Below are 21,813 nucleotides of genomic sequence, written 5' to 3' on the forward strand. Positions count from 1 at the left end.
ATCACCCCGCCGCCATGCCGCCATCGACGGAATATTGACCGCCGGTGATGAAGGCCGCGTCGTCCGATGCAAGGAAAAGCACGAGGTTTGCCACATCCTTTGACTCGCCATAACGCGCAAGCGGGATGGTCGATTCCAGCTGCTTCTGGACTTCAGCGGCATGGCCCGGGCTGAACCCCTCTTCGAGCGACCGCATCATGCGCGTATTGATCGGCGCAGGATGCACGGAATTGACCCGCACATTCGCCCCTGCGGCCTCGATCGCGGCGGCGCGCGTCAGCCCGACAACTGCATGCTTGGAGATGATGTAGGGCGCAACATTCGGACTGCCTTTCAATCCCGCAATGGACGACATGTTGATGATGCTGCCCGATTGTTGGCCCATCATCACCGGCAGCACGTATTTCAAGCCCAGGAAAGAGCCTCGCACATTGACCGCCATCACGCGGTCGAAATCCGCCATGTCCTGTTCGACCAGCGGCGCGACCTTGCCTTCAATCCCGGCGTTATTGAAAAATGCGTCGATGCGCCCGAACCGGTCCGTGGCCGCCTTCACGTAGCGGGACGTATCATCCGCCGAAGACACGTCCGCCGCAATCGTCAGGACATCTTCCCCGCCGCCAAGATCATTGGCAGCGGCCTCCAGAGCTTCCGGCTTCAGATCGACCAGTGCGACCTTTGCCCCTTCGGCCAGAAACAGACGCGCCGTTTCCAGCCCGATCCCAGCCGCGCACCCGGTGATGAGGGCAATCTTGTCGTTCAACCGTTTCATGTGCTGTCTCCTTTCGCTTGCAGTGTGATCCGTGTCCCGGCCTTCCCTTCCAGACGGGCCAGCGCGTCCGCGCCGGTCAGGCTGTCGTCGGGGCGCCGCATCACCGTGATATCGCCGCCATCCTTGACGATTGCCCAGTTTCCGGCCTTGGCATGCTGTTCGGCATAGGCTTTCCCATGGTTCGATCCGACAAACTTCGTGGGTTTACCAAACGCGAAATCGCCCGCGCCCACTATGACCTGTGTCAATCGCGTGGCGACGATGTTCACCAAATTCCGGGTCAGCCTGTGGTCCAATGTCGGGTTCACGGACAGACCAGCGAAGAGCCAAGAGAAGGTGTCGCGGGTTAGTAATGGGTTGCGTGCGGGCGGCGCGATGAAGCCATGCGGCTCCAGATGGCTACCAAAGTGGTCCGTTGGCTCGAACGGCAGGTCATCGATGGAAAATCCCCCCGGTAAAAATTGGGGCCGTAGCGTGCCGGGCACCTCATCCAGCCAGACACGCAACTCGGACATCATGCCGATGCCGATCTGCTCCGACCTGCCTGGACCGTACAATGCTGCGTCGCGGTCGTGTCAGTGGGCATGGGTTGCCTTCCATTGGGCCAAAACTGCGCCGTGCGATACTTGGGGAAGATGCTCACACGCCGGGGCCTCGCAGGATTGACGGGCGTCAATCCGCGCCTTCGCATCAGGAAACATGCCCAAAAATCGGGCGGGTACCCGGTTTCTTGACCCGAACGCGAGCCCTCTGCCCGGCAATTGACACAGGTCAATGCAAAGCCTGCGCGCCTCCTTACCCCTGCCGGAATATCCGATTGAATTCATGGGGTCCCAACGATGTCCAATGTCACCTCCCTTTACGAGGCGAAGGCGGCACCTTCGCACACGCCGCCGCCCGCAATCGCGCCGATGGATCCTTTCCCCTGGGCCCCTGTCACGATGGAACAGGCACTGGACAAGAGCCTGAACGCGGCGCAGGCGCGGTTCACCGGAGGGCTTTCGCCGATTGCACTGGCCGCAGCGTATTCGGATTGGGCGCTGCACCTTTCCGCCGCTCCGGGGAAACGAATGAAGCTGGCGGAGAAGGCCGCAAAGAAGGCGATACGCTTTGCCAATAATGCCGCCCTGTGTGCCCGGAACCCCGACGCGCCCGTGGCATGTATCGAGCCCCTGCCCCAAGACCGCCGTTTCACCGGCGAAGGTTGGCAGAAATGGCCCTTCAACGCGATTTCTCAGGCGTTTCTGCTGAACCAGCAGTGGTGGCACAACGCGACGACCGACGTAGAAGGGGTGACCCACCAGCATGAGCAAGAAGTGACCTTCGCCGCGCGCCAGGTGCTGGATGTCTTCTCGCCGGCCAACTTCCCGCTGACCAACCCCGAGGTGCTGGCGCAGACCTTCCGCCAAGGCGGGATGAACTTCGTGCGCGGGTGGCAGAACTTCCTCGACGACATGTCCCGCGCCCATACCGGGGAAAGGCCCGCCGGCCTGGAGGGCTTCGCGGTCGGTGAGAACCTTGCAGTCACGCCGGGCAAGGTCGTCCATCGCAATCGGTTGATAGAGCTGATTCAATATGCGCCCAGGACAGACAAGGTCCGGCCCGAGCCAATCCTGATCGTGCCCGCATGGATCATGAAATACTACATTCTGGATCTCAGTGCGCAGAACTCTCTGGTGCGCTATCTGACGGACCAGGGTTTCACCGTTTTCATGATCTCGTGGAAAAACCCCAATGCGGAGGATCGTGATCTGGGGATGGATGACTATCTGTCGCTTGGCATCGGCGACGCGCTGGACGCGGTCGATGCGATCACCAAGGGCGAGAAGATTCACGCCATGGGATATTGTCTGGGCGGCACGCTTCTGTCGATTGCTGCCGCCGCGATGGCCCGCGACGGGGACACGCGCCTGAAATCGCTGACGCTTCTGGCAGCGCAGGTGGATTTCACCGAAGCGGGCGAGTTGACGCTGTTCATCAACGACAGCCAGCTGACCTATCTGGAGGACATGATGTGGGAGAAAGGTTACCTCGATATCAAGCAGATGTCCGGAGCCTTCCAGCTTTTGCGCTCAAACGACCTGATCTGGTCGCGCGTTATCCACGACTACCTGATGGGTGAACGATCCGAGATGAACGACTTGATGGCGTGGAACGCCGATGGCACGCGAATGCCCTACCGCATGCACTCGGAATATTTGCGCCGCCTGTTCCTGAAGAACGATCTGGCCGAGGGTCGCTACTGGGTCGGCGACAGGCCTGTCGCCATCTCTGACATCCGCGTGCCGGTCTTTCTGGTAGGAACCGAGCGGGACCACGTCGCGCCGTGGCATTCGGTCTACAAGTTCAACCTGTTGTCCGACACCGATGTGACCTATGTTTTGACCAGCGGCGGGCATAATGCCGGGATCGTGTCAGAACCCGGCCACCCCCGCCGCCACTTCCGGACCCGTGACAAGACCAAGGATGCGCCATACCTCGACCCGGATCACTGGTACGCCGAAACAGAGGCTTCGGAGGGGTCGTGGTGGCCTGCGCTGGTGGCATGGATGACCGAAAGATCAAGCGCGCCCGCGGCACCACCAACCCTTGGGACAAAAGGCTACAAGCCGCTATGTGACGCCCCTGGCACCTATGTCTATCAGGAGTAATCTGCGGCTTGATCACCCGTCGAAGGGCAGGTGCGGGCCTATCTTGGACAGAGGCTATCGCGTTTCGGCGTGATCCGCACCGCGTCCCTTTGGACTTCATTCTTCCCTGAAAGCCCCCATGTAATACATTGAAAACAAGATATTTGCAGAGTTGAAGGTCGGCGACACGGTCGAGTTGATCCGCACGCTGCGGCCCAATGATATCGAGCTGTTCGCCGTCATGTCCGGCGATGTGAATCCGGCCCATGTCGATGCGGAATTCGCCAGATCGGACATGTTCCACAAGGTCATCGCCCATGGCATGTGGGGCGGCGCACTGATTTCTGCCGTTCTGGGCACCGAATTGCCCGGGCCCGGCACGGTCTACCTCAACCAGAACCTCGATTTCCGCCGTGCCGTCGGTTTGGGCGACACCGTTACAGTCCGCGTGACCGTCGCGGCATTGGACGCGAGGCACCACCATGTGACACTGGATTGCCTCTGCCTGAACCAGGACGGCGACACCGTGATCGAGGGGCAGGCGCTGGTCATCGCCCCAACCCAGAAGGTCCGCCGTCCCCGCGCCGCCTTGCCCGAGGTTCATTTGCATACCCGTGGCGCGCGGTTCGACGCGTTGATCAAGGCGACAGAGGTGCTTTCGCCCATTACCACAGCAGTCGTGCATCCTTGCGATGCTCTCTCTCTGGAGGGTGCGCTTGCGGCGCAGGAGAAGGGGTTCATCGTCCCGATCCTCGTGGGTCCGAAGGCAAAGATCGAGGCCACGGCATCCGAGGCCGGGCGCGACATCACCGGCATCGAGATCGTGGATGTCCCCCACAGCCATGCCGCCGCCGAGCAGGCCGTTGCGATGGTGCGGGCGGGGACGGTTCAGATGCTGATGAAGGGCAAGCTGCACACCGATGAGCTGCTTGGTCCCATTGTCGACAAGCAAACCGGCCTGCGCACCGAGCGACGGATGAGCCATGTCTTCGCGCTGGACGTTCCCAGTTACGCCAAGATGCTGATGATCAGCGACGCGGCGATTAATATCTTTCCCGACCTCGCGACCAAAGCCGATATCGCCCAGAATGCCATCGACCTTGCCCGCGCGCTTGGTGTCGACGTGCCCAAGGTGGCGCTGCTGTCGGCCATCGAAGAGGTCACCTCGAAAATCCCCTCTACCGTCGATGCTGCCGCACTTTGCAAAATGGCTGATCGCGGGCAAATCAGCGGTGGGATGCTGGACGGGCCACTGGCCTTCGACAATGCTGTGTCGAAAGCCGCCGCCACCACCAAGGGGATCGTGTCCGAGGTTGCGGGCGAGGCGGACATTCTGATTGTCCCGGATCTGGAGGCCGGCAACATGATCGCCAAGCAATTGATATACCTCGCCGGCGCGGATGCCGCGGGCCTCGTGCTGGGGGCACGCATTCCCATCGTTCTTACCAGCCGCGCCGATGGGGTGATGTCGCGTCTGGCCTCTGCCGCCATGGCACAGCTGTTTGTCCACCACGCCAAAGGCCCGCGTCCATGAGCGGTGTGATCCTGACCCTCAACGCCGGGTCCTCCAGCCTGAAATTCGCAGTGTTCGACGATACAGGGCCCTCTGCCTCGCCGATCCTGGGTGGCAAAATCACCAGCATCGGGCGGGACCCTGCATTTGCCGGGCGCGACGCTTCGGGGCGAGCGCTGGACGCAGGCGCGTTTGGCGCACTTGATCTGTCCATGGACCACGAGGACATGATCGCGCGGCTTCTGCCATGGCTGGATACCCATCACGGCGACCGCCCGTTGCAGGTCGTGGGTCACCGCGTGGTGCATGGCGGACAACGCCATGACGGGCCGACGCGGATCACCGACGACGTGCTTGCCGAATTGGACGCCCTCGCCCCCCTCGCGCCACTGCATCAGCCCCATAACCTGGCCGCGATCAGGGCCGTCGCCCTGTGGCAGCCAGACCTGCCGCAGATTGCCTGTTTCGACACCAGCTTTCACCGCAGCCAGGATCGTCTGGCGCAACTCTTCGCCCTGCCCCGCGCCCTGAGCGATGAGGGAATCCTGCGATACGGCTTCCACGGATTGTCCTACGATTACATCTCGGGCGTCCTGCCCGCGCATCTGGGCGAGAAGGCCAACGGGCGGGTCATCGTGGCACACCTTGGCAACGGATCCAGCATGTGTGCAATGCAAGGCCGGAAAAGCGTCGCCACGACGATGGGCTTCACCGCGTTGGACGGATTGATGATGGGCCGCCGCAGCGGCACCATCGATCCCGGCGTGATCCTGTATCTGATGCAGGCCAAGGGCATGACGGCGAGCGACATCGAGGACTTGCTATACCGCCAGTCAGGCCTCGCGGGTGTCTCGGGTATCAGCAACAACATGCAAGTCCTGTTGGAAAGCAATGCATCCCCCGCGCGTGAAGCGATTGAGCTTTACTGCTATCGTGCCGCAAGCGCCCTTGCCGGGCTTGTTCCTGCCATCGGCGGCCTCGATGCGCTTGTCTTCACTGCCGGGATCGGTGAGAACGCTCCGGTGATCCGTCAGAAGATCTGCGATCACCTCGGGTGGCTCGGAATCACACTGGATCCGCAGGCCAACGCGCGCAATGAGGTCTCGATCAGCGCGCCAGATGCGCCGGTTCAGGTGTTGGCCCTTCCCACGAACGAGGAAGCGGTCGTAGCGCGCGCATGCAGGGACTTTGTCGCCTGAAAGCGCGCTGGCGCATGTCGCAAAGGTCCACCGATTGACAGATGTCATACAAGCCTGCCGCCGCTGTTGGTATAATGCCTCCACGTCGCACGCTCCTTGTGCTTGCCGCACGCCCCATGCCCACCCCGCCGGGGCGCCGTTGGACGAAACCCCCATGGCTCCATGAAAGGAACACCAAATGGCAGACGAAATTGAAACCTTCCCCAGCATCCAGAACATGATGAAATCCGCGCAAGCCGCCTTGGCCGCCGCGCCCATGATGGGAGCACAAAGCGCGCACTTTTGGCAGGCCCAAGACCAATTCCTGAAGGAATTCGAGACGTTCTCTGCGGCCTGGTTCAAGCGGCGCCACGTGGCCACACGCACTGCTCTTGAGGCCGGAAAACAGATTGCCGAAAAGGCCGGGCATGATCCGGCCGTCATGCTGCAAGTCATGTCGGACTGGCAAACTCACTCCATGGAGCGGCTTAACGAGGACGCGCAGGAATACGCCGAGATGATCACCAAGTGCATGGGCGCGCTTGCGCAAAACGAGGTCGAAGCGGCCGAAGATTCCGTCGAGATCGCGGCCAAGGCCATGAAACAAGCCAAATCAAAGCCAGTCTGAGCACTGCCGCATCAGGCGCCGCGCGGTCTGGTAGCCAAAGCCCCGGCGCCTGAACAGCCCTATCCCTTCCCCCTTTGAGGAGTCACTCCATGCAAAACGCCACGATCCTGATCCTCGTCGGCAAGCATTTCGACGAGAGCGATCTGGCCCGCAGGCTGGAAGCCCTTCGCACAGTCGCGGCCCATGCGGTCGTTTTCATCGTGGGCGAAAGGCCTCCGTTTCCCTACTATGCCTTGGGTGTACCGATGTACGGCACCACCGTTATCCCGCCCGAATGGCAAGATGAGATCACCGCGAATGAGGCGGCCCTCAAGGAGAAGGCCGATCAGGTAGAGCAGCTTCTGGCACGTCACGATGTTTCCGGTGAGGTCACGACACTTGCTTGCGAAGTCGGGCAGGTGAGCGCGGCAATCGCCCGCGCCGCGATGGTCTGCGACATGGCCGTGATCGGTGATGACCTGCGAGAGCCCACGCCATTCTTCCGGCAGGTGACCAACGGGGTGCTCTTCGATTCGCCCATCGGGTTCATTCTGAACGATAAAGCTTCTTCCACTGCCTTGGCGCCCGAAACCGTCTTCGTGGCCTGGAACACCGAATTGAACGCAGCCCGTGCGGTGCATCAGACCTTGCCGCTTATGCGCTCTGCCAAGGAAGTGATCGTCGGCATCTTTGACCCGGTGATGACAGAATACGGCGATGGGGAAGAACCGGGCGCCGATCTGGCCAAATGGCTGACGCACCATGGCTGCACGGTGACAGTACGGCAGTTTCCCAGCGGTGGACACGAAATTGGCGAGGCAATTCTTGAACGCTCAAAGGAATGCGGCGCCGATCTGGTCGTAATGGGCGCCTACTGCCATTCACGTGCGCGCGAAGCCATCTTGGGCGGCACAACGCGCACGATGGTCGAACAGACCGGGCAAGCCGTCTTCATGGCGCACTAGCGCGCGACGCGGGGCCTATTTTGTCGCCTCACGGATGATCTTCTTTTGCTGCTGATAGCCCTCGGCATCGCCATAATCCACAAAGTCGGGATAATGGCGATGCACCCCCGCCATGCGTTTGGCATGTTTGATCGGACACCAGCGCCTTTCCGTGCGTCCGGCGATTTCGACGGCGTAGGCCAGTAGGCCATTTCCATAGGCACAATAGAGGCAGTTCAGCTTCTCCAGCCCGTTCAGGTAGGACAGATGCCTGCGGTCGTAAGTGATGTAATCGCCGCGCCGTACCTTCTCGATCCGATAAACCGGAAAACAGATGGCTTGGTAGACCGTCAGGAACAGATCCAGCACAACGAACGGGATGATCATTGCGTAGATCACCGGCGCCGTCAGCACGACCATCGGCCTCGCGTTCGCGAGGTAAGAGCCGAGCTTCTGCTTGACCGCCTTGTGCTGGTTCAGGATGTCGCGCTCAAACACGACCCGGCCTTGTTCGACCCGGTAGCTGAACCGTTGGCGTCTAGTCTCAAATTCAGCTTCAAGCTGATCTTCAAGCGCCGCAATTCGCTCAACAAGTCTTCTCGTGAGTTCCGTCACCTGACCACCTCCTTGTTATGCCCTTGGCCGGGACCGGCGATGAGCGATCAACCTGCCGTCTGAACCGACCGCCCCCGCGAAGCACGGGCAATCGGGGCGAAGTCATCCGGCGTCAGAGTCTCTTTCTCCAACAAAAGCGACGCGCCGTCCTTGAGGTCGCTCAAATGCGCTTGCAGGATCGCCTTGGCATCGTCATAGGCCGCGGCGATCAATTTGCGCACTGCCAGATCGACCTCGCGCGCGGTCGCCTCGGAGTAATCCTTACCTTGAGTCACAAAAGCATGCTGGTCCAGATATTGTCCCAGTTGCCGTTCCAAAACGGCCTGTCCCACATCTGCGGTCATCCCGAAACGGGTGACGCATTCGCGCGCGATATCCGTCACTTTCGCCAGGTCATCCGACGCCCCGGTAGAGACTTCGTGGAAGATCAGATCCTCCGCCGCGCGCCCCGCCATCAGCACGACCATACGGTCCTTCAATTCGGAGAAGGTGATCAGAAAGCGGTCTTCCGTCGGGCGCTGCATCGTGTATCCCAACGCCCCGATGGAGCGCGGAATGATCGAGACCTTGTGCACCGGATCTGCGTGGGCCACGTGCGCCGCCGCAAGGGCATGGCCCATTTCGTGGTGGGCGACCCTCTCGCGCTCGGACGTACCCAGAACGCGGGACTTCCGCTCGGTGCCTGCCACGATGCGTTCAACCGCTGCGGTCAGATCCGCCATCGTGACCTTGTCGCCGTCGCGGCGCGTGGCGACGATGGCCGCCTCGTTCACCAGATTGGCCAGATCCGCACCGGTGAAGCCCGTTGTGATCGCCGCCACCTGGTCCAGATCGACGTCATCGGCCACGCTGACGCCCTTCATGTGGACCTTCAGAATCGCCGCCCTCCCCTTGCGCTCTGGTCGGTCGACCACGATCTGGCGGTCGAACCGCCCCGCGCGCAGCAACGCCGCGTCCAGAACCTCGGGCCGGTTGGTGGCCGCCAGCAGCACGATGCCCACGCGCGGATCGAAGCCGTCCAACTCGGACAGCAGCTGGTTCAGGGTCTGCTCTTTCTCATCCCCGCCGCCATAGCCCGAGACGGCCGAGCGTGCGCGCCCAAGCGCGTCCAGTTCATCGATAAAGATGATGCAGGGCGCCGCTTGTCTGGCCTGCTCGAACAAGTCGCGCACCCTTGCAGCACCCACGCCTACGAACATCTCCACGAATTCCGAGCCGGAGATGGAGAAGAACGGCACGCCCGCTTCGCCTGCCACCGCGCGCGCCAAAAGCGTCTTGCCGGTGCCGGGGGGGCCCACCAGCAGGATACCCTTCGGGATATGCGCGCCGAGGCGGCCGTATTTTTCCCTGTCTTGTAGAAACGAGACGATTTCCTGAAGCTCGGCCTTGGCCTCGTCCACGCCCGCCACATTGTCGAAGGTGACACCGGTCTGCGTCTCCAGATACACCTTCGCCTTGGACTTGCCGATATTCACGAGGCTGCCAAACCCCTGCCCTCCCGACATCCGGCGGATCAGGACCATCCAAAGCCCGAAGAACAGCAGCACCGGCATAATCCAGGAAATCAACGTCGTCAGCCACGTCTGGTCCGAGGCCCCGGTGAAGACCAGATCATATTGCGCCAGATCCTCCGCGAAATCCGGGTCGACACGGTTGGTGACGAAGTAGTCCGCCTCGTCGACCGGGGTGGCAAACCGTCCCTCGATCAGCGTTTCGGTCACGGTCACTTCCGTGATGTTGCCACTTTCCAAATGGGTCAGAAATTCGCTGTATTGCAACGGCAGAACGCTGCGATACCCCAGCCAGATTTGCAGTGCGAGCCACAGCACCGCCGCAAATAGCCAGAAGCCCCAGTTGAACCGTTTTTGCTTGTCCATTCTCACGACTTCTTTTGCACCAAAGGGGGACGGGGGGGGGGCTAGGCGACTGACCGCGCAATCAGCACCAAGGCCAGACCGGTACTGAGGAAATCTATCCCAACAAAGATGCCCAGGACGATGGCGGACGCCTCAGGCAGGCTCGCCAGGATGACGATACCCAGGACTATGCTGACCAAAGCCGACAGTAGCCCCCAGATCCATCCGGGCAGGGGCCGCATCCAGAATGCGAACGCCCCCTGCGCCGCCCCCGTCAGAAGCAGGACGAGCGCCACCAAAGCGGTCAGCGCCACAAGGCCTTGCGTCGGGTAGATCAGTAGCAAAAGACCTGCGACGAAGCTCGCCAGCCCGGCAAGCGCCTGCCAGCCAATCAATCCCGTGCCGCGCAAGGCCATCGACCCGATCATCGAGGCGCTCCCGGCAATCGCCAGGAGCCATCCGATAAAGATGCTGACGACCAGCGAAGTGACCCAAGGCACCGCCAGGGCAGCAACCCCCAAGGCGATCATCACCACCCCCGCCCAGAACATTCCCTTGCGCATCCTTTGGAAGGATCTCTCGGGGGCATCATCAGAGAACCGGTAGATCTTGTCAGTCATCGGACTGCTCCAATTGGGGGGGTAGTGCGTGCGCGGGTCAATCCTCGCTCCACGGATGAACATGGACGTCGCGCCCGGAATGGCCCTCAAGGATCTTTACCGCGAGGTCTTCATGAGTCTTGTCGACCGTTCTGACCCAAACAAGGACGCCGCCGTTGCGGATCTGATCGGCGTAGTAATCCTTGTGGTGTTTGCCCACACGTCGCGCCAGCAAAGTGCCGATCACCGCTGCCGGACCGCCGCCAATCGCGATGGCCGCGATCGAAGCCGCCAAAGTGCTGAGCGGCGTCAGCATCGCGGCCATGGCGATGTAGGATCCAAGGAAAAAGAAGCCGCCCGCAACAGCGCCCTCCAGCTCTCCGATTGCCTCTTCCGAGACGAAGGCCGCCCGCGGCGCGTCGGGGTTGTCTTCCAGATCCGCGGCCCGCCAATAGGATGAGCCGAGGGTCTTCTCCATCGCCTTCTTGTCCCCCAGCAGGCTGATATCCCGTCGACTGAACCCGGCCATGCGCAAATCGTAGATCGCGGCTTGTAGGGACTCGAAGCTGTCGAAAACGCCGACGGCTTCGGGCACGTTGATGTAAGTTTTGCGATGCTCAGTCGTGTTCACGGTGATGATCCCCTTCGGTGACGTCGCCCCTTTGTGGACATTTGCGCCGGGGCCCGATTGACCGGGATCAATCACCGGTCATTCGGGGGGCGCATCGGGCATCGGTATGGTGACTTGCGTGGCGCGGTCCAGCGCCTGCACCCGCCGCTTCAGGCGCGCGTTTTCGTCAACCAGCGACAAGACCACGGCGATGCCGGGAATGTTCACGTCCAGATCACTTTGCAACCGTTGCACCTTGCGCACGATGGTGATGCTGGCGCTGTCGAACCGCCATCCGGTGCGGCGGGTGCCCTCTGGCTCCAGAATGCCCTCATCCACCAACTGGATAATCCAGTCGGCCCGTGACCCGCAGATGCGGCACAATTCAATCAGAGAGATCGCTTCAATCAACTCGCTCATCGCCACGAGATCGTGTGAGTCCGTCATGCCTTAGCCTCCCATTCCCTTGCGGGGATCGAAATCCATCTCTTCCGCCATCTGTTCATAAAGCGCGCGTCCCTTGTCCGTTTCCGTCGGAGGAATGACGATCTTGAGTACCGCGTAGAAATTGCCCGCGGGCTTGCCCGGAATGCCCCGCCCCTTGAGGCGCAGCTTCTTGCCCGATTGCGCATGTTTGGGAATTTTCAAATCCACTTTGCCTCCGGGGGTGCGCAGATCGACATGGGCACCGAGGGCGGCCTCCCAGGGGGTGATGGGCAGATCCATGAAGACGTCCCGCCCCTCGACCCGGTAGATCGGATCTTCGCGCAGGGCGACTTCAAGATAGAGGTCCCCCGGCTGCCCCCGTCCGATCCCGGGTGCGCCTTTTCCGGCAAGGCGAATGTGCTGGCCCTCTTTCACCCCCTTCGGGATCGCAACCCGCACCTTGCGTTCACGCAGGACGACGTGGCCGCTTGCGTCAAGCTCGGGCGCGCGCAGGGTGAAATCGCGGGTGCCGCCGTTGTAAGCCTCGTCCAGATCGATCACGATCTTGGCGTGGTGGTCCTGGCCGGCGGCATGAAACTGCCGCTCTGACCGCATGGAAGGGCCTTGAGCGCGCGCCCCCATACTTGCGCCTTGGGCGCCACGGCGCGCGAACAGATTCTCGAAGAAGGAGCTGAACGCCTCCGGATCGGCTTGCGTATAGCCGCCGCCTGAAAACTCGAACCCGTCGTCCCAATCGGGGGGGGGACGGAAGGATTGACCCTCCTTCCAGTTGGCGCCCAACTGGTCATAGGCCGCGCGCTTTTCGGGATCTTGTAAAACCTCATAGGCCTCACCGACGTCCTTGAACTTCACCTCGGCCGCGGCGGCGTCGGGGCCAGTGTTCACATCGGGATGGTACTTGCGCACCAATTTGCGATAGGCGCGCTTGATGTCGTCTTGGCTGGCGCCCCGCTCCACCCTCAGTATCTTGTAATAATCCTTGTATTCCATGCGCTTGCATTGCTCCACATCATCCGTTGCGCACCGCCCGGAAGGTTCGGGTGCTCCATTCAGATCAATCGCCTGATCCGTCCGCCCCTCCGGCACTGGCGTCTCTTGCGTTTCGTTGAGATGGCGGTGCTTTCGGTATCCATCGTCTCAACTCGCAGCTTGGCGATGCGCTCTGCATTCTTATTATCAGCCCCATGTGTCTACCGATTGACCAAACGCAACCCTCGACGATGGTTGCATCGTGAATGACACTCACACCGATGCGCCCGATGTGCAGGACGTGCAAACACCCGCAGCGGGGCGCCTACCCAGCAGGCACAAGGGAGGGCGTTGATCTGGAACAAAGTCAGACGAAACCAATCGCGGTAGTTCTTGTAAAAGGTCGGCTGCTTGACCGCGCTCGTTCCGGCCATCCCAGATGGAGAACAGGGCCGATTTGCCGATTTCGGAGGAGCCTTGAAGCGAATGTAAAAAGCAACTTGAAGCAAGCCACTACGACGCCAGCGCAGGTGCCGTCGGGCGTAGCATCTCACAAAGCTCTGCTGCGTCGATAGATCGCCCGGCGGGCTTCAGGGTTCTTGAAGAGACTGGAAAAAGGAAGGGACACCACGTGACCGTAAAGAATATCCTCATTGCCTATTCGGGTTGGGATGCTTCGCAGAGCCCCCTGAAACACGCGCTGAAAATCGCAACCGACCATGATGCCTGGCTGACCGGCGTTGTGGGGCACGGAAGATCGCGGGTCCTCAGCATGTTGGGGGGACAGGCCCCGCGGGAGGTTCTGGAAACCATCCAGAAGACCGAAGCCAGCGAGATCGCGCGCGTGAAAGAGGTCTTCATGGAGTTGGTGGGCCAGCAAGGACGTGCCGATTTCGCAGATATCTTTGATGTCGTCGATCAGGACGGCGCGACTGTTGCCAGTATTGCGCGTACCTATGATCTGGTCGTCACTGCGCCACAAACCCACGATGCCGTCGAAAAGCACATGTCAGCCAGCCCCGACATGATTGCGCTTCAGTCGGGCCGCCCGGTTCTTGTCGTGCCGAACGACTACGACGCGCCGGGCCTATCGACCCATGTGGCCGTGGCGTGGGACGGAAAACGCGCCGCTGCGCGGGCGATTGGCGACGCCATGTCGATGCTGGAAGAGAAAGGTAAAGTCACCGTTTTGACCATCGGCAAGACCACGCCGCCGGGCACGGATCGCTTGATCACAAATCTCAAACGCCATGGAATCAATGCAGAGCATTCGCAACGCACCAAATCCGGCAGTATCGGTGATACGATCCTGAAAGCGACGCAGGAAATCGGTGCCGACCTTATCGTGATGGGCGCATACGAGCATTCGAAGTTCTCCCATGATCTGTTCGGCGGCGTTACCACGGATGTGATCGCGGGCTCGAAGGTTCCCGTACTGATGTCACACTAAACCTTTGGCGATCCTGGTTATGGTCTTGGGTGCGCCGGTTAAATCTGACCGTCGCACCGAATGTCCTTGGCAGTCTTGAGCTAAAGCGTCGGAACCAGCGGGCGCAGGAAGTATTGAGGCCGTGCCGCCTTCTTGAGGTTTGACGCGCAACGGCAAGCAGAGCTGCCAAAGCCGTGCCAAAACGGGCTTGTGATGGGGGGCACCCTACTACCGGGTTGGCAAACCCACCCGAACCGCGTTGAGTGCGGGGTGATGATGGACCCTCAGCATATCGAAAACCTACTCGCACGCGTTCAGATGGGCGATCGGAAAGCGTTTTCCGAGTTGTATTCGGCAACCTCCGCGAAACTTTTTGGCATTTGCCTGCGTGTCTTGAAGGACCGCGCATTAGCGGAGGACGTCTTGCAAGACGTTTTCGTCAAGATTTGGAACAAGGCAGACAAGTATCGCGTAACCGGCCACAGCCCGATGACATGGCTGATCACGGTGGCCCGCAACCAGGCGATCGACCGCCTGCGCGCGCGGGGCCCAGTCACCTCGGATATCGACGAGGTAGTGCCGATCGCCGCCGCAGGCCTCGGGCCGGAAGGTCAAGCCATCGCCGCGGATGAGGCACGGCGTGTCATCGCCTGCCTCAATGAATTGGAGGGCGACCGTGCGGCTGCCGTGCGCGGTGCTTATCTGGACGGCCAATCCTATGCGGATCTGGCCCTGCGGTTTAACGTGCCGCTGAATACGATGCGAACATGGCTGCGCCGTAGCCTTATGAACCTGAAGGAGTGTTTGTCGCGGTGACGCACCCAACCGACATATCGCCCGATGACAATGCCCTCGCCGCGGAATACGCGTTGGGCTTGCTGTCCCCTGAAGAGGTGACGGCCTTCGAGGCGCGTCTGCGGACGGACACGTCGCTTTTTGCGTTGGTTGCGGCGTGGCAGTCAGAATTCGCCGCACTTGCCGAGGCCGAGGTCGCCCCGGTGGTGCCGCCTTCAGCCCTCCAATCCCGGATCGAAGCCACCCTGTTCACGGATACGCGCCCCAGAACGTGGTCGCCGCTGGCGATCTGGCGCAGTTTGGCCTTGGCAGGTTTTGCAACCAGTCTGGCCCTGGCAGGGCTTCTTTTCTTCGGGCCGATGTCGACGGTTGACCCGCGGCCCGCCTTCGTGGCGCAATTGGCGCCGATCACGGGCGACGCGCAGTTTGTGGCCTTGTATGATCCTGACGCGGCCACGCTTCGGGTCCAACAGGCTGCCGGGACCCCCGCGTTGGACCGGGTGCAAGAGCTTTGGCTGATTGCAGGAGAGGCCGCGCCAGTGTCACTTGGCTTGCTGGCCGGGGATGGAACGACGACGATCTCCATTGCCGAGGACCTGCAGACGCTTCTGACGCAGGCGGTCCTTGCCGTGTCCGATGAACCGCCCGGCGGCTCGCCGACTGGGGCGCCAACCGGCGATGTTCTGGCAGCTGGCCCAGTAATCTCCCTTTAAATATCGTTTACTTACAGAAGGATACGCTCTGATCCGCATTTTTTTGCGGAATTCGTGAAACTCCTCTGCCTGCGTATTCGTGGCTTTTGGTGTCGCCGGGAACAACCGGCATCACCAACTAGGAGCTACTTATGACCCTGAATTCCCATTTCCTCGCCCGCCCCCTTGCTGCCGCCCTGACCGGTGGCGCGATGGTCACCCTTGTGGCCTCTGGTGCGGTAGCGCAGTCCAATCCGACAGTCGGCGGCGCCCCCATGTTGGCCGAGCGCAATATCGTCGAGAACGCCGTGAACTCACCCATCCACACGACCCTCGTGGCTGCCGTGGTCGAGGCAGGTCTGGCCGAAACCCTTTCGGGTGAAGGTCCCTTCACCGTATTCGCACCCACCGATGATGCCTTCGCAGCCCTGCCCGAAGGAGCCGTTGCGGCACTTCTGGAGCCCGCCAACCGGGGCCGTCTGACGCAAATCCTGACCTGTCACGTGGTGGCAGCTGAAGCCTTCTCCTCGGCCATTGGCGGCATGATCGCCGATGACGGCGGCGCACATCCGATCGAAACGGTTGGTGGCTGCGTGTTCACGGCCCGGATGATGAACGGTCAGATCATGATCGAAGACGAACAGGGCCGCATGGCCACCGTCACGATCGCGGACGTCGATCAATCGAACGGCGTCATTCACGTGATCGACACCGTTCTGTTGCCTTCTGCGTCGTAAACGTCGCTCACAACCCAGAGTTCCCGGCCATTTCAGGTGCTTGGCCGGGTTCCTGTGCACGGACGCAATGTTTTGGCCATCTGTCCCGATGGCCACGCATACCGAGTGTTTGGTTTTTTGTCCCCAACCCAGGCAAACACCCGTCGCGTTCGTGCACTCCCCCTTCTTTTCAACGATTGCGAGGCTCCCATGATCAGACGTCACTTTCTCTTGACCACTGCCGCCGCGTCCATTCTTGGTGCAAGCTCCCGAACCGGGATGGCAGACGTCGTGGCCGAAGGACCGTTTGAAGTCACCCGGACGGAGGCCGAGTGGCGCACCCTGCTCAGTGACGACGCCTATGCCGTCATGCGTGAAGGCGCGACGGAGCGCGCCTATTCCAGCCCCCTGCACGAAGAATTTCGCGCGGGCGTATTCCACTGCAAGGGATGCGACCTGCCGCTCTACGCGTCAGAGACGAAATTCGACAGCGGCACCGGATGGCCAAGCTTCACCGAAGCGATCCTCGGCGCCATCGGCACGATGGAAGACCGCAGTTTCATCTTTCAGATCCGCACGGAGTGCCATTGCCGCCGCTGCGGCAGCCATCTGGGCCATATCCTTGACGACGGACCACCGCCCGCAGGACTGCGCCATTGCCTGAATGGCCTGTCACTGACTTTTCGGCCGGCAGCCTGATCCAGGCGGCCAGCACACCTTCGTTCGCACCGCTGAAACTTTCCCGAAGCCTGAACCGTGGCTTCCAACGTGTCGGTCACGAACCGACGTCAACCAAGGAGTTTTTCCATGATCACCCGTTTCACCACCGCTTCCATTGCCGCCCTGCTTGCCACCGGTGCCGCCCAGGCCGACGGCCACGCCAACCTGATGGGCTACGCGCTGACAAACGACGGCATGACGCTTGTAACAATGGCCAGCATCGCCGACCCGGTCGCAGCGATGATGTTCGACCTTTCCGCGCAGGTCGACGCGATTGCCTACCGCCCCGTCACGGGCGAGCTGTTGGGCTTCTCGACCGATGGGATGATCTACGCGATTGACCCGATGTCCGGAGAAATGACAGATCTGGAAGCGCGCTTCGCGGACGACGCGATGATCGCCAGGTCCGCAACTGCATTCGACTTCAACAACGCCATCGACGCAGTGCGCGCGGTAGGTTCTGATGGGGCAAACCTGGTCTACTTTCCCGCAGACTTCGGCGATGGAGATGAGCGCGCCAATTCCGTGTTGCGCTTTACGGATGCCTTCTATGGTGAGGCCGACGCAAACGCAGGCGCGGACCCGATGATCTTCGCCAATGCCTACACCAATGCCATCTCTGGCATGACCGCGGAAAGCACGTTCCAATATGCGCTGGATGCCCAAACCGACGCGCTGGTCAGCCTTGCCAACAATGCTGGCGAATTGACGACTGTGGCGCCCGTGACGGTCGACGGCATGGCCGTGGATCTGGCGGCGGCGGGTGGCTTCGACATCGTCTCGCCAGAGGAGGGCACGGATATGGCCTACGCAATCTTGCAGATGGAAGGCGCCGAGACATCCGGCCTTTACAGCGTCGACCTGGAAACGGCCGAGGCAACTCTGCTGGCCGATCTCGGGATGGGGGGCATCACGGGCTTCGCCGTCTCGCAAACCGGAATGTAAGACGCTGATATCCAGAAGGCGCTCCGTGGGGCGCCTTTTTCAGATCCTCAAGGGCCCATGCCGAAACAGCGCTGTCCAATCAAAACGCACGATGCGCCCTCTCCAGGGTTTGCATCGCCTTTGGTCAAGGCAGAATTCACCAATTTGATCCCAACAGATACAGGACCGTGTTGAGGTGACCCAGCCGATGCGAGAATTGGAACACCTCGCAACAGACGAACCTTCAAATCATCCAGCTCTTCGGTATCGCTCACCTGCGCGATAGCTTGGGGCAATTTCAGACCGACGGCTCTGGCTGTGCGTCTCGCGCCCTTCGGAATTGCACCACGGCATGCACGACCATGATAAACGCTGCGGCGGCAATGCCGATCGACATGATGACGGGAGTCTTCCACAGAACCATGATCGCCACGACCAGACGAAGCCCCATTTCGGCGCGCCCTATGGGCCCTCGATCAAACCGCGCCAGCGCGGACGCGACAAGGTACAAGGCGAGGATCAGCCTCAGGCAAAGCGCGGCCAGACTTGGCCAGTTGATCGCCCCGTCATACCCTTCGATCAACATGCGGCGCCCGGCGTCATCCGTGATGGTGACCGCCTCTTCGATCAGCAAGAGTTCGGGATACCAAGCAAACACGAAGGGAATGGTGAACATGACAATGCCGACCCGCACGGCAGAGATACTGGTGCGCATAGGCTCGGTCTTGGTGATCGACGCCGCCGCAAATGCGGCGATGGCGACGGGGGGCGTGATGGCCGAAGCGACGGCGAAGTAGAAGACGAACATGTTCGCCGTGAAAAAGCTTACCCCAAGGTTGGCAAGCAGCGGTCCCAACAACAAGGCCACGTTCACATAGGCCGGGACAGTGGGCATGCCCATGCCCAGAACAATGGCGCAAAGCATGGCGCAAAATAGCGCCAGCATCAGGTAGACGCCGCCTGCGATTTCGACCTCCCAGCCCGCGATCCTCAGAACCTGTGCCGTCTCCAGCCAGGCTGTCACAGACCGCGTCAACTCACCCGTCAGGCCGCTTTCGTTGAGAAACGCCGAGATGATCGACACCGCAAACAACAAAAGGAACAGCCGAGAGATCAGGATACCGCCCTCTCCAAGCGAGACCAGCACCTTTGATGGCTTCGCCCGGGTCGCGGGATCCAGAAACAGCAGGGGCAGAAGGACGATCACGGCCCACCACCCGGCGGATACGGCGTCGCCCGTGGCGTTGACGATCGTTTGGGTAACGCCCGCAGGCAGTATTCCCGCCAAAAGGCTTTCGCCGAATGCGTCCTTGTTACCCAGCAACAGGAAAAGGATGGTCAGGATCGGCACAAAGATGATGGTCAGGTTCAGCCAATCCTGTCGCACCATCAAAAGGTCGTCGGGGATGGTGCGCATCGCCTCGACCTTCTCGCGTCGCGCCTGAAAGAGAACCGCCAGAAAGATCGAGAAGAAGAAGGCCATGGCCGGGATAAAGGCGGCGGTGATGACCTTGGTATAGGGCACGGCGGTCAGCGCCACGAGAACGAAGGCCGCGACCCCCATCACCGGCGGCATGATTTGCCCACCCGACGAGGCGGCGGCTTCCACCCCGCCTGCGAACTGAGGCGAAAATCCATTGCGCCGCATCATCGGAATTGTAAGCCGCCCGGTCGAAAGCACGTTGGTGACAGGCCCACCGGTGATCGTGCCGAACATCGCAGAGGACACGATTGCAGCATGGGCCGGGCCGCCCCGCAGATTGCGCGTCAGCCGCACAGCCAGCTTGATCAGCGACGTCCCTCCGGCAGAGGTCCCGAACAGCGCCCCCAGAACGACATAGGGGAAGACCTGGCTGACGATGATGTCCATGAACCGCCCCATGAAGCCATCGGGCGTGATGAACACGTTCGTGGCCTTCTGGATTGCGGCAGCCAATGGATCGCCGCCATCGGCGCCAAGCTTCGTCAGCAGGAAGTTATTGTCGCTGAGATCAAACACCCAGAATAGCGCCGTGATGACCGTGTACAAAACCACGATGCTGGCGACGGCCACAAGCGGGAACCCCCAAACGCGAATGATATAAAGGAAAAACAGGGTAATGATGGTGAAGAGCAGCGGTATGATCCAGATCCCGAAACGCGCCTGACAGGCTGGCACCTCGGCCTCCAGCGTCATGCCGGGGATTACCCCGGCGGACCGTTCCATCGCGTCGGCGATCAGCCGGGCGCGTTCGCCGGTGATCTGGTCGATCAGGCAGATGGAGTCGATCTCGATAAGAAAGCCCAGGGCGCCCAAAACGGCCGCCAGCACAAGGCTTCCGTCCAGAAGGGCGCCAAGCCATGCCCGCGATGGCTTCTCCGTGCGCCACGCCCGGTAGACACTGGCATCCAAAGCCACGATCACCATCATCAGGATGAATAGCGGCGGATAAAGATACTCCGGAGGGAAGCTCGACACGCGGAAATAGCGCAGGCCCGTCACCTCACGCGCCCAGTCCTGAAGCCCCGCGATTTCCGGCATGGTATTGACCATGCCGATAACCACGAGGATCAGGGCCAGAACAAGGGCAATGCGCTGGCCGATGGGTAGGCTTCTATCCACGGGATGCCTCGGGCGTGTCGGAGGGCAGCAGGCTGCCCCCCGCGATGAGACCAATCATGGACGCAAACAATCGGCGATCGTGTGGCCCGCGTCTTCATAGGCGCGGATCGCGCCGGGATGCATCGCCATGTTAACAGCGCCACAAACCCCTTGGCTGACGCCGTCGACATCTCCGAAGCTCAGGAACAGGTAAGGCCCGCGCGGAGAGCCCGTTTCAAACCGCTCCTGACCAGCAAGAAAGGCGCTGGTGATGTCATAGGCCAATTGCTCATCCATTCCGGCGGGGACGATCTGCGCGAAGGCTGTGGCGAAGCTGTCAAAGGTATCATCGTCGGTGACGATGGTGATGTCATTGCCGGCATAGGCCGCGCGCACTTCCTCGACAGGTACGGAATAAGGTGCATGACCCGGTGCATTCACGATTTGCTGGCCAAGTTCGCTGTTCAGCAAATCAGATGGCATGTCGTAGATCGTGATCGCGCCCGCCGAGGCAATCGCGATCTGGCGGCCTGAAGGCAGGCCCTCGGGGATCGTCCATCCGTCGGCACCGCCGCCGGTAATGGTGGACACCGTATCCGGCCAAGGCGACTGGATGCCTTCATAGCCCTCGCCTTCCTGCAAGCCCGACAGCAATTGCACCGCCGCGCGCCCGGATGTCAGCGCCGCGCCACGGGGCGGGCCGTTCCAGATCCGCATGCCCTCAAGTTCGGTGATGTCGGAAATCGCGCCACTGTCGTAGTGACCGAATATCTGGGCGGATGCGGCGGTGAAGAACAGCGCGCGCAGGTTGCTTGCCAATTCGGCCCCTTGCTCTTCTCCGACACCCGAATAGGGTCCGATCCCGCGCGACAGAAGAAATGGCAGGATCAACGGCGCGGGCGCCATATCCAACTGCCCTTCGGCCACGGCTTGTACCGAGTTTGTCAGCGTCGCCCCTTCTGTGATTTGCAAGGTCGCGACCCCCGCCGACTCAAGAACCCCTGCAAGGGTCGTATCGATGTAGTGCGGCGTCGAGCCCGGAGACGTGGTTTCAGCCGTCAACGTGACTTGCGCGAAAGTGACGGCGGGCAATACGGCCAGCAGCGCCCCCGCGATGGGTGCTTTGAACATTGTTTCCTCCCTTGAAGTCACCCGCTTCCCGGTGACTTTGCATTGATTGCTTGTTGTTCGGTGGAGGTTGGCAAAAATTATATGA

General features: G+C 61.1%; 21 protein-coding genes. 11 read left to right on the top strand and 10 right to left on the bottom strand.

From position 1 onward, the window contains the following. Nucleotide 1 precedes the first annotated feature (1 nt). Nucleotides 2–772, bottom strand: a complete 771-nt coding sequence (locus KUL25_RS12815; RefSeq protein ID WP_257893298.1) for an SDR family NAD(P)-dependent oxidoreductase — start codon at nucleotides 770–772, stop codon at nucleotides 2–4. After that, nucleotides 769–1,329, bottom strand: a complete 561-nt coding sequence (locus KUL25_RS12820; protein ID WP_257893299.1) for a hypothetical protein — start codon at nucleotides 1,327–1,329, stop codon at nucleotides 769–771. Before KUL25_RS12820 ends, KUL25_RS12815 begins: the two co-directional genes overlap by 4 nt. 282 nt (nucleotides 1,330–1,611) lie before the next feature. On the opposite strand from KUL25_RS12820, the gene KUL25_RS12825 reads away from it, so the two are divergent. The 5 genes from KUL25_RS12825 to KUL25_RS12845 all read left to right on the top strand — a co-directional run bounded on the left by KUL25_RS12825 (nucleotide 1,612) and on the right by KUL25_RS12845 (nucleotide 7,665). Then, the gene (locus tag KUL25_RS12825; protein WP_427854432.1) at nucleotides 1,612–3,423 is read left to right on the top strand and encodes a PHA/PHB synthase family protein; all 1,812 of its coding nucleotides are present in this window, start codon (nucleotides 1,612–1,614) and stop codon (nucleotides 3,421–3,423) included. A 127-nt stretch (nucleotides 3,424–3,550) separates the two neighbouring features. Next, the gene (locus KUL25_RS12830) at nucleotides 3,551–4,936 is read left to right on the top strand and encodes a bifunctional enoyl-CoA hydratase/phosphate acetyltransferase (protein ID WP_257894860.1); all 1,386 of its coding nucleotides are present in this window, start codon (nucleotides 3,551–3,553) and stop codon (nucleotides 4,934–4,936) included. After that, nucleotides 4,933–6,114, top strand: a complete 1,182-nt coding sequence (locus KUL25_RS12835) for an acetate/propionate family kinase (RefSeq protein WP_257893300.1) — start codon at nucleotides 4,933–4,935, stop codon at nucleotides 6,112–6,114. Before KUL25_RS12830 ends, KUL25_RS12835 begins: the two co-directional genes overlap by 4 nt. Nucleotides 6,115–6,292: 178 nt before the next feature. After that, nucleotides 6,293–6,721, top strand: coding sequence for a hypothetical protein (locus tag KUL25_RS12840; protein WP_257893301.1), 429 nt, complete (start codon nucleotides 6,293–6,295; stop codon nucleotides 6,719–6,721). An 89-nt stretch (nucleotides 6,722–6,810) separates the two neighbouring features. Further along, nucleotides 6,811–7,665: a universal stress protein gene (locus tag KUL25_RS12845; protein WP_257893302.1), complete on the top strand. Its 855-nt coding sequence runs from the start codon at nucleotides 6,811–6,813 to the stop codon at nucleotides 7,663–7,665. A gap of 15 nt (nucleotides 7,666–7,680) precedes the next feature. Here KUL25_RS12845 and KUL25_RS12850 read toward each other — a convergent pair whose 3' ends face one another. From KUL25_RS12850 to KUL25_RS12875, 6 genes are all read right to left on the bottom strand, one after another. Further along, nucleotides 7,681–8,259, bottom strand: coding sequence for a hypothetical protein (locus KUL25_RS12850; RefSeq protein ID WP_257893303.1), 579 nt, complete (start codon nucleotides 8,257–8,259; stop codon nucleotides 7,681–7,683). Between the two features lie 47 nt (nucleotides 8,260–8,306). Further along, complete coding sequence (gene ftsH / locus KUL25_RS12855; protein WP_257893304.1) at nucleotides 8,307–10,136, bottom strand: ATP-dependent zinc metalloprotease FtsH; 1,830 nt, start codon at nucleotides 10,134–10,136, stop codon at nucleotides 8,307–8,309. A 41-nt stretch (nucleotides 10,137–10,177) separates the two neighbouring features. After that, on the bottom strand, nucleotides 10,178–10,735 hold the full coding sequence (locus KUL25_RS12860) for an HdeD family acid-resistance protein (protein ID WP_257893305.1): 558 nt from the start codon (nucleotides 10,733–10,735) through the stop codon (nucleotides 10,178–10,180). Between the two features lie 37 nt (nucleotides 10,736–10,772). Continuing rightward, nucleotides 10,773–11,345: a hypothetical protein gene (locus KUL25_RS12865; RefSeq protein ID WP_257893306.1), complete on the bottom strand. Its 573-nt coding sequence runs from the start codon at nucleotides 11,343–11,345 to the stop codon at nucleotides 10,773–10,775. A gap of 78 nt (nucleotides 11,346–11,423) precedes the next feature. Continuing rightward, nucleotides 11,424–11,771 carry a chaperone modulator CbpM gene (locus tag KUL25_RS12870; protein ID WP_257893307.1) on the bottom strand — a complete coding sequence of 116 codons (348 nt, stop codon included), beginning with the start codon at nucleotides 11,769–11,771 and terminating at the stop codon, nucleotides 11,424–11,426. Nucleotides 11,772–11,774: 3 nt separating this feature from the next. Then, the gene (locus tag KUL25_RS12875) at nucleotides 11,775–12,761 is read right to left on the bottom strand and encodes a DnaJ C-terminal domain-containing protein (RefSeq protein WP_257893308.1); all 987 of its coding nucleotides are present in this window, start codon (nucleotides 12,759–12,761) and stop codon (nucleotides 11,775–11,777) included. A 610-nt stretch (nucleotides 12,762–13,371) separates the two neighbouring features. Here KUL25_RS12875 and KUL25_RS21855 point away from each other — a divergent pair. The 6 genes from KUL25_RS21855 to KUL25_RS12905 all read left to right on the top strand — a co-directional run bounded on the left by KUL25_RS21855 (nucleotide 13,372) and on the right by KUL25_RS12905 (nucleotide 18,037). Next, nucleotides 13,372–14,190, top strand: coding sequence for a universal stress protein (locus KUL25_RS21855; RefSeq protein ID WP_257893309.1), 819 nt, complete (start codon nucleotides 13,372–13,374; stop codon nucleotides 14,188–14,190). 252 nt (nucleotides 14,191–14,442) lie between these two features. Further along, nucleotides 14,443–14,985 (top strand): sigma-70 family RNA polymerase sigma factor, encoded by a 543-nt coding sequence (locus KUL25_RS12885; protein WP_257893310.1) that lies wholly within the window; start codon nucleotides 14,443–14,445, stop codon nucleotides 14,983–14,985. Next, nucleotides 14,982–15,677, top strand: a complete 696-nt coding sequence (locus tag KUL25_RS12890; RefSeq protein WP_257893311.1) for an anti-sigma factor — start codon at nucleotides 14,982–14,984, stop codon at nucleotides 15,675–15,677. Before KUL25_RS12885 ends, KUL25_RS12890 begins: the two co-directional genes overlap by 4 nt. 131 nt (nucleotides 15,678–15,808) lie before the next feature. Next, nucleotides 15,809–16,393, top strand: a complete 585-nt coding sequence (locus KUL25_RS12895; RefSeq protein WP_427854433.1) for a fasciclin domain-containing protein — start codon at nucleotides 15,809–15,811, stop codon at nucleotides 16,391–16,393. A 189-nt stretch (nucleotides 16,394–16,582) separates the two neighbouring features. Next, a complete protein-coding gene (msrB, locus tag KUL25_RS12900) occupies nucleotides 16,583–17,071 on the top strand; it encodes a peptide-methionine (R)-S-oxide reductase MsrB (protein WP_257893312.1) in 489 nt (162 codons plus the stop codon). Nucleotides 17,072–17,179: 108 nt separating this feature from the next. Continuing rightward, on the top strand, nucleotides 17,180–18,037 hold the full coding sequence (locus KUL25_RS12905) for a DUF4394 domain-containing protein (RefSeq protein WP_257893313.1): 858 nt from the start codon (nucleotides 17,180–17,182) through the stop codon (nucleotides 18,035–18,037). A gap of 277 nt (nucleotides 18,038–18,314) precedes the next feature. Here the strand turns inward: KUL25_RS12905 and KUL25_RS12910 are convergent, their stop codons facing one another. Beyond that, nucleotides 18,315–20,618, bottom strand: coding sequence for a TRAP transporter permease (locus KUL25_RS12910; protein ID WP_257893314.1), 2,304 nt, complete (start codon nucleotides 20,616–20,618; stop codon nucleotides 18,315–18,317). A gap of 54 nt (nucleotides 20,619–20,672) precedes the next feature. After that, entirely contained in the window at nucleotides 20,673–21,728 is a 1,056-nt protein-coding gene (locus KUL25_RS12915) for a TAXI family TRAP transporter solute-binding subunit (protein WP_257893315.1), read from the bottom strand. Nucleotides 21,729–21,813 lie beyond the last annotated feature (85 nt).

The sequence above is a fragment of the Gymnodinialimonas phycosphaerae genome, from assembly GCF_019195455.1.
GTDB lineage: Bacteria > Pseudomonadota > Alphaproteobacteria > Rhodobacterales > Rhodobacteraceae > Gymnodinialimonas > Gymnodinialimonas phycosphaerae.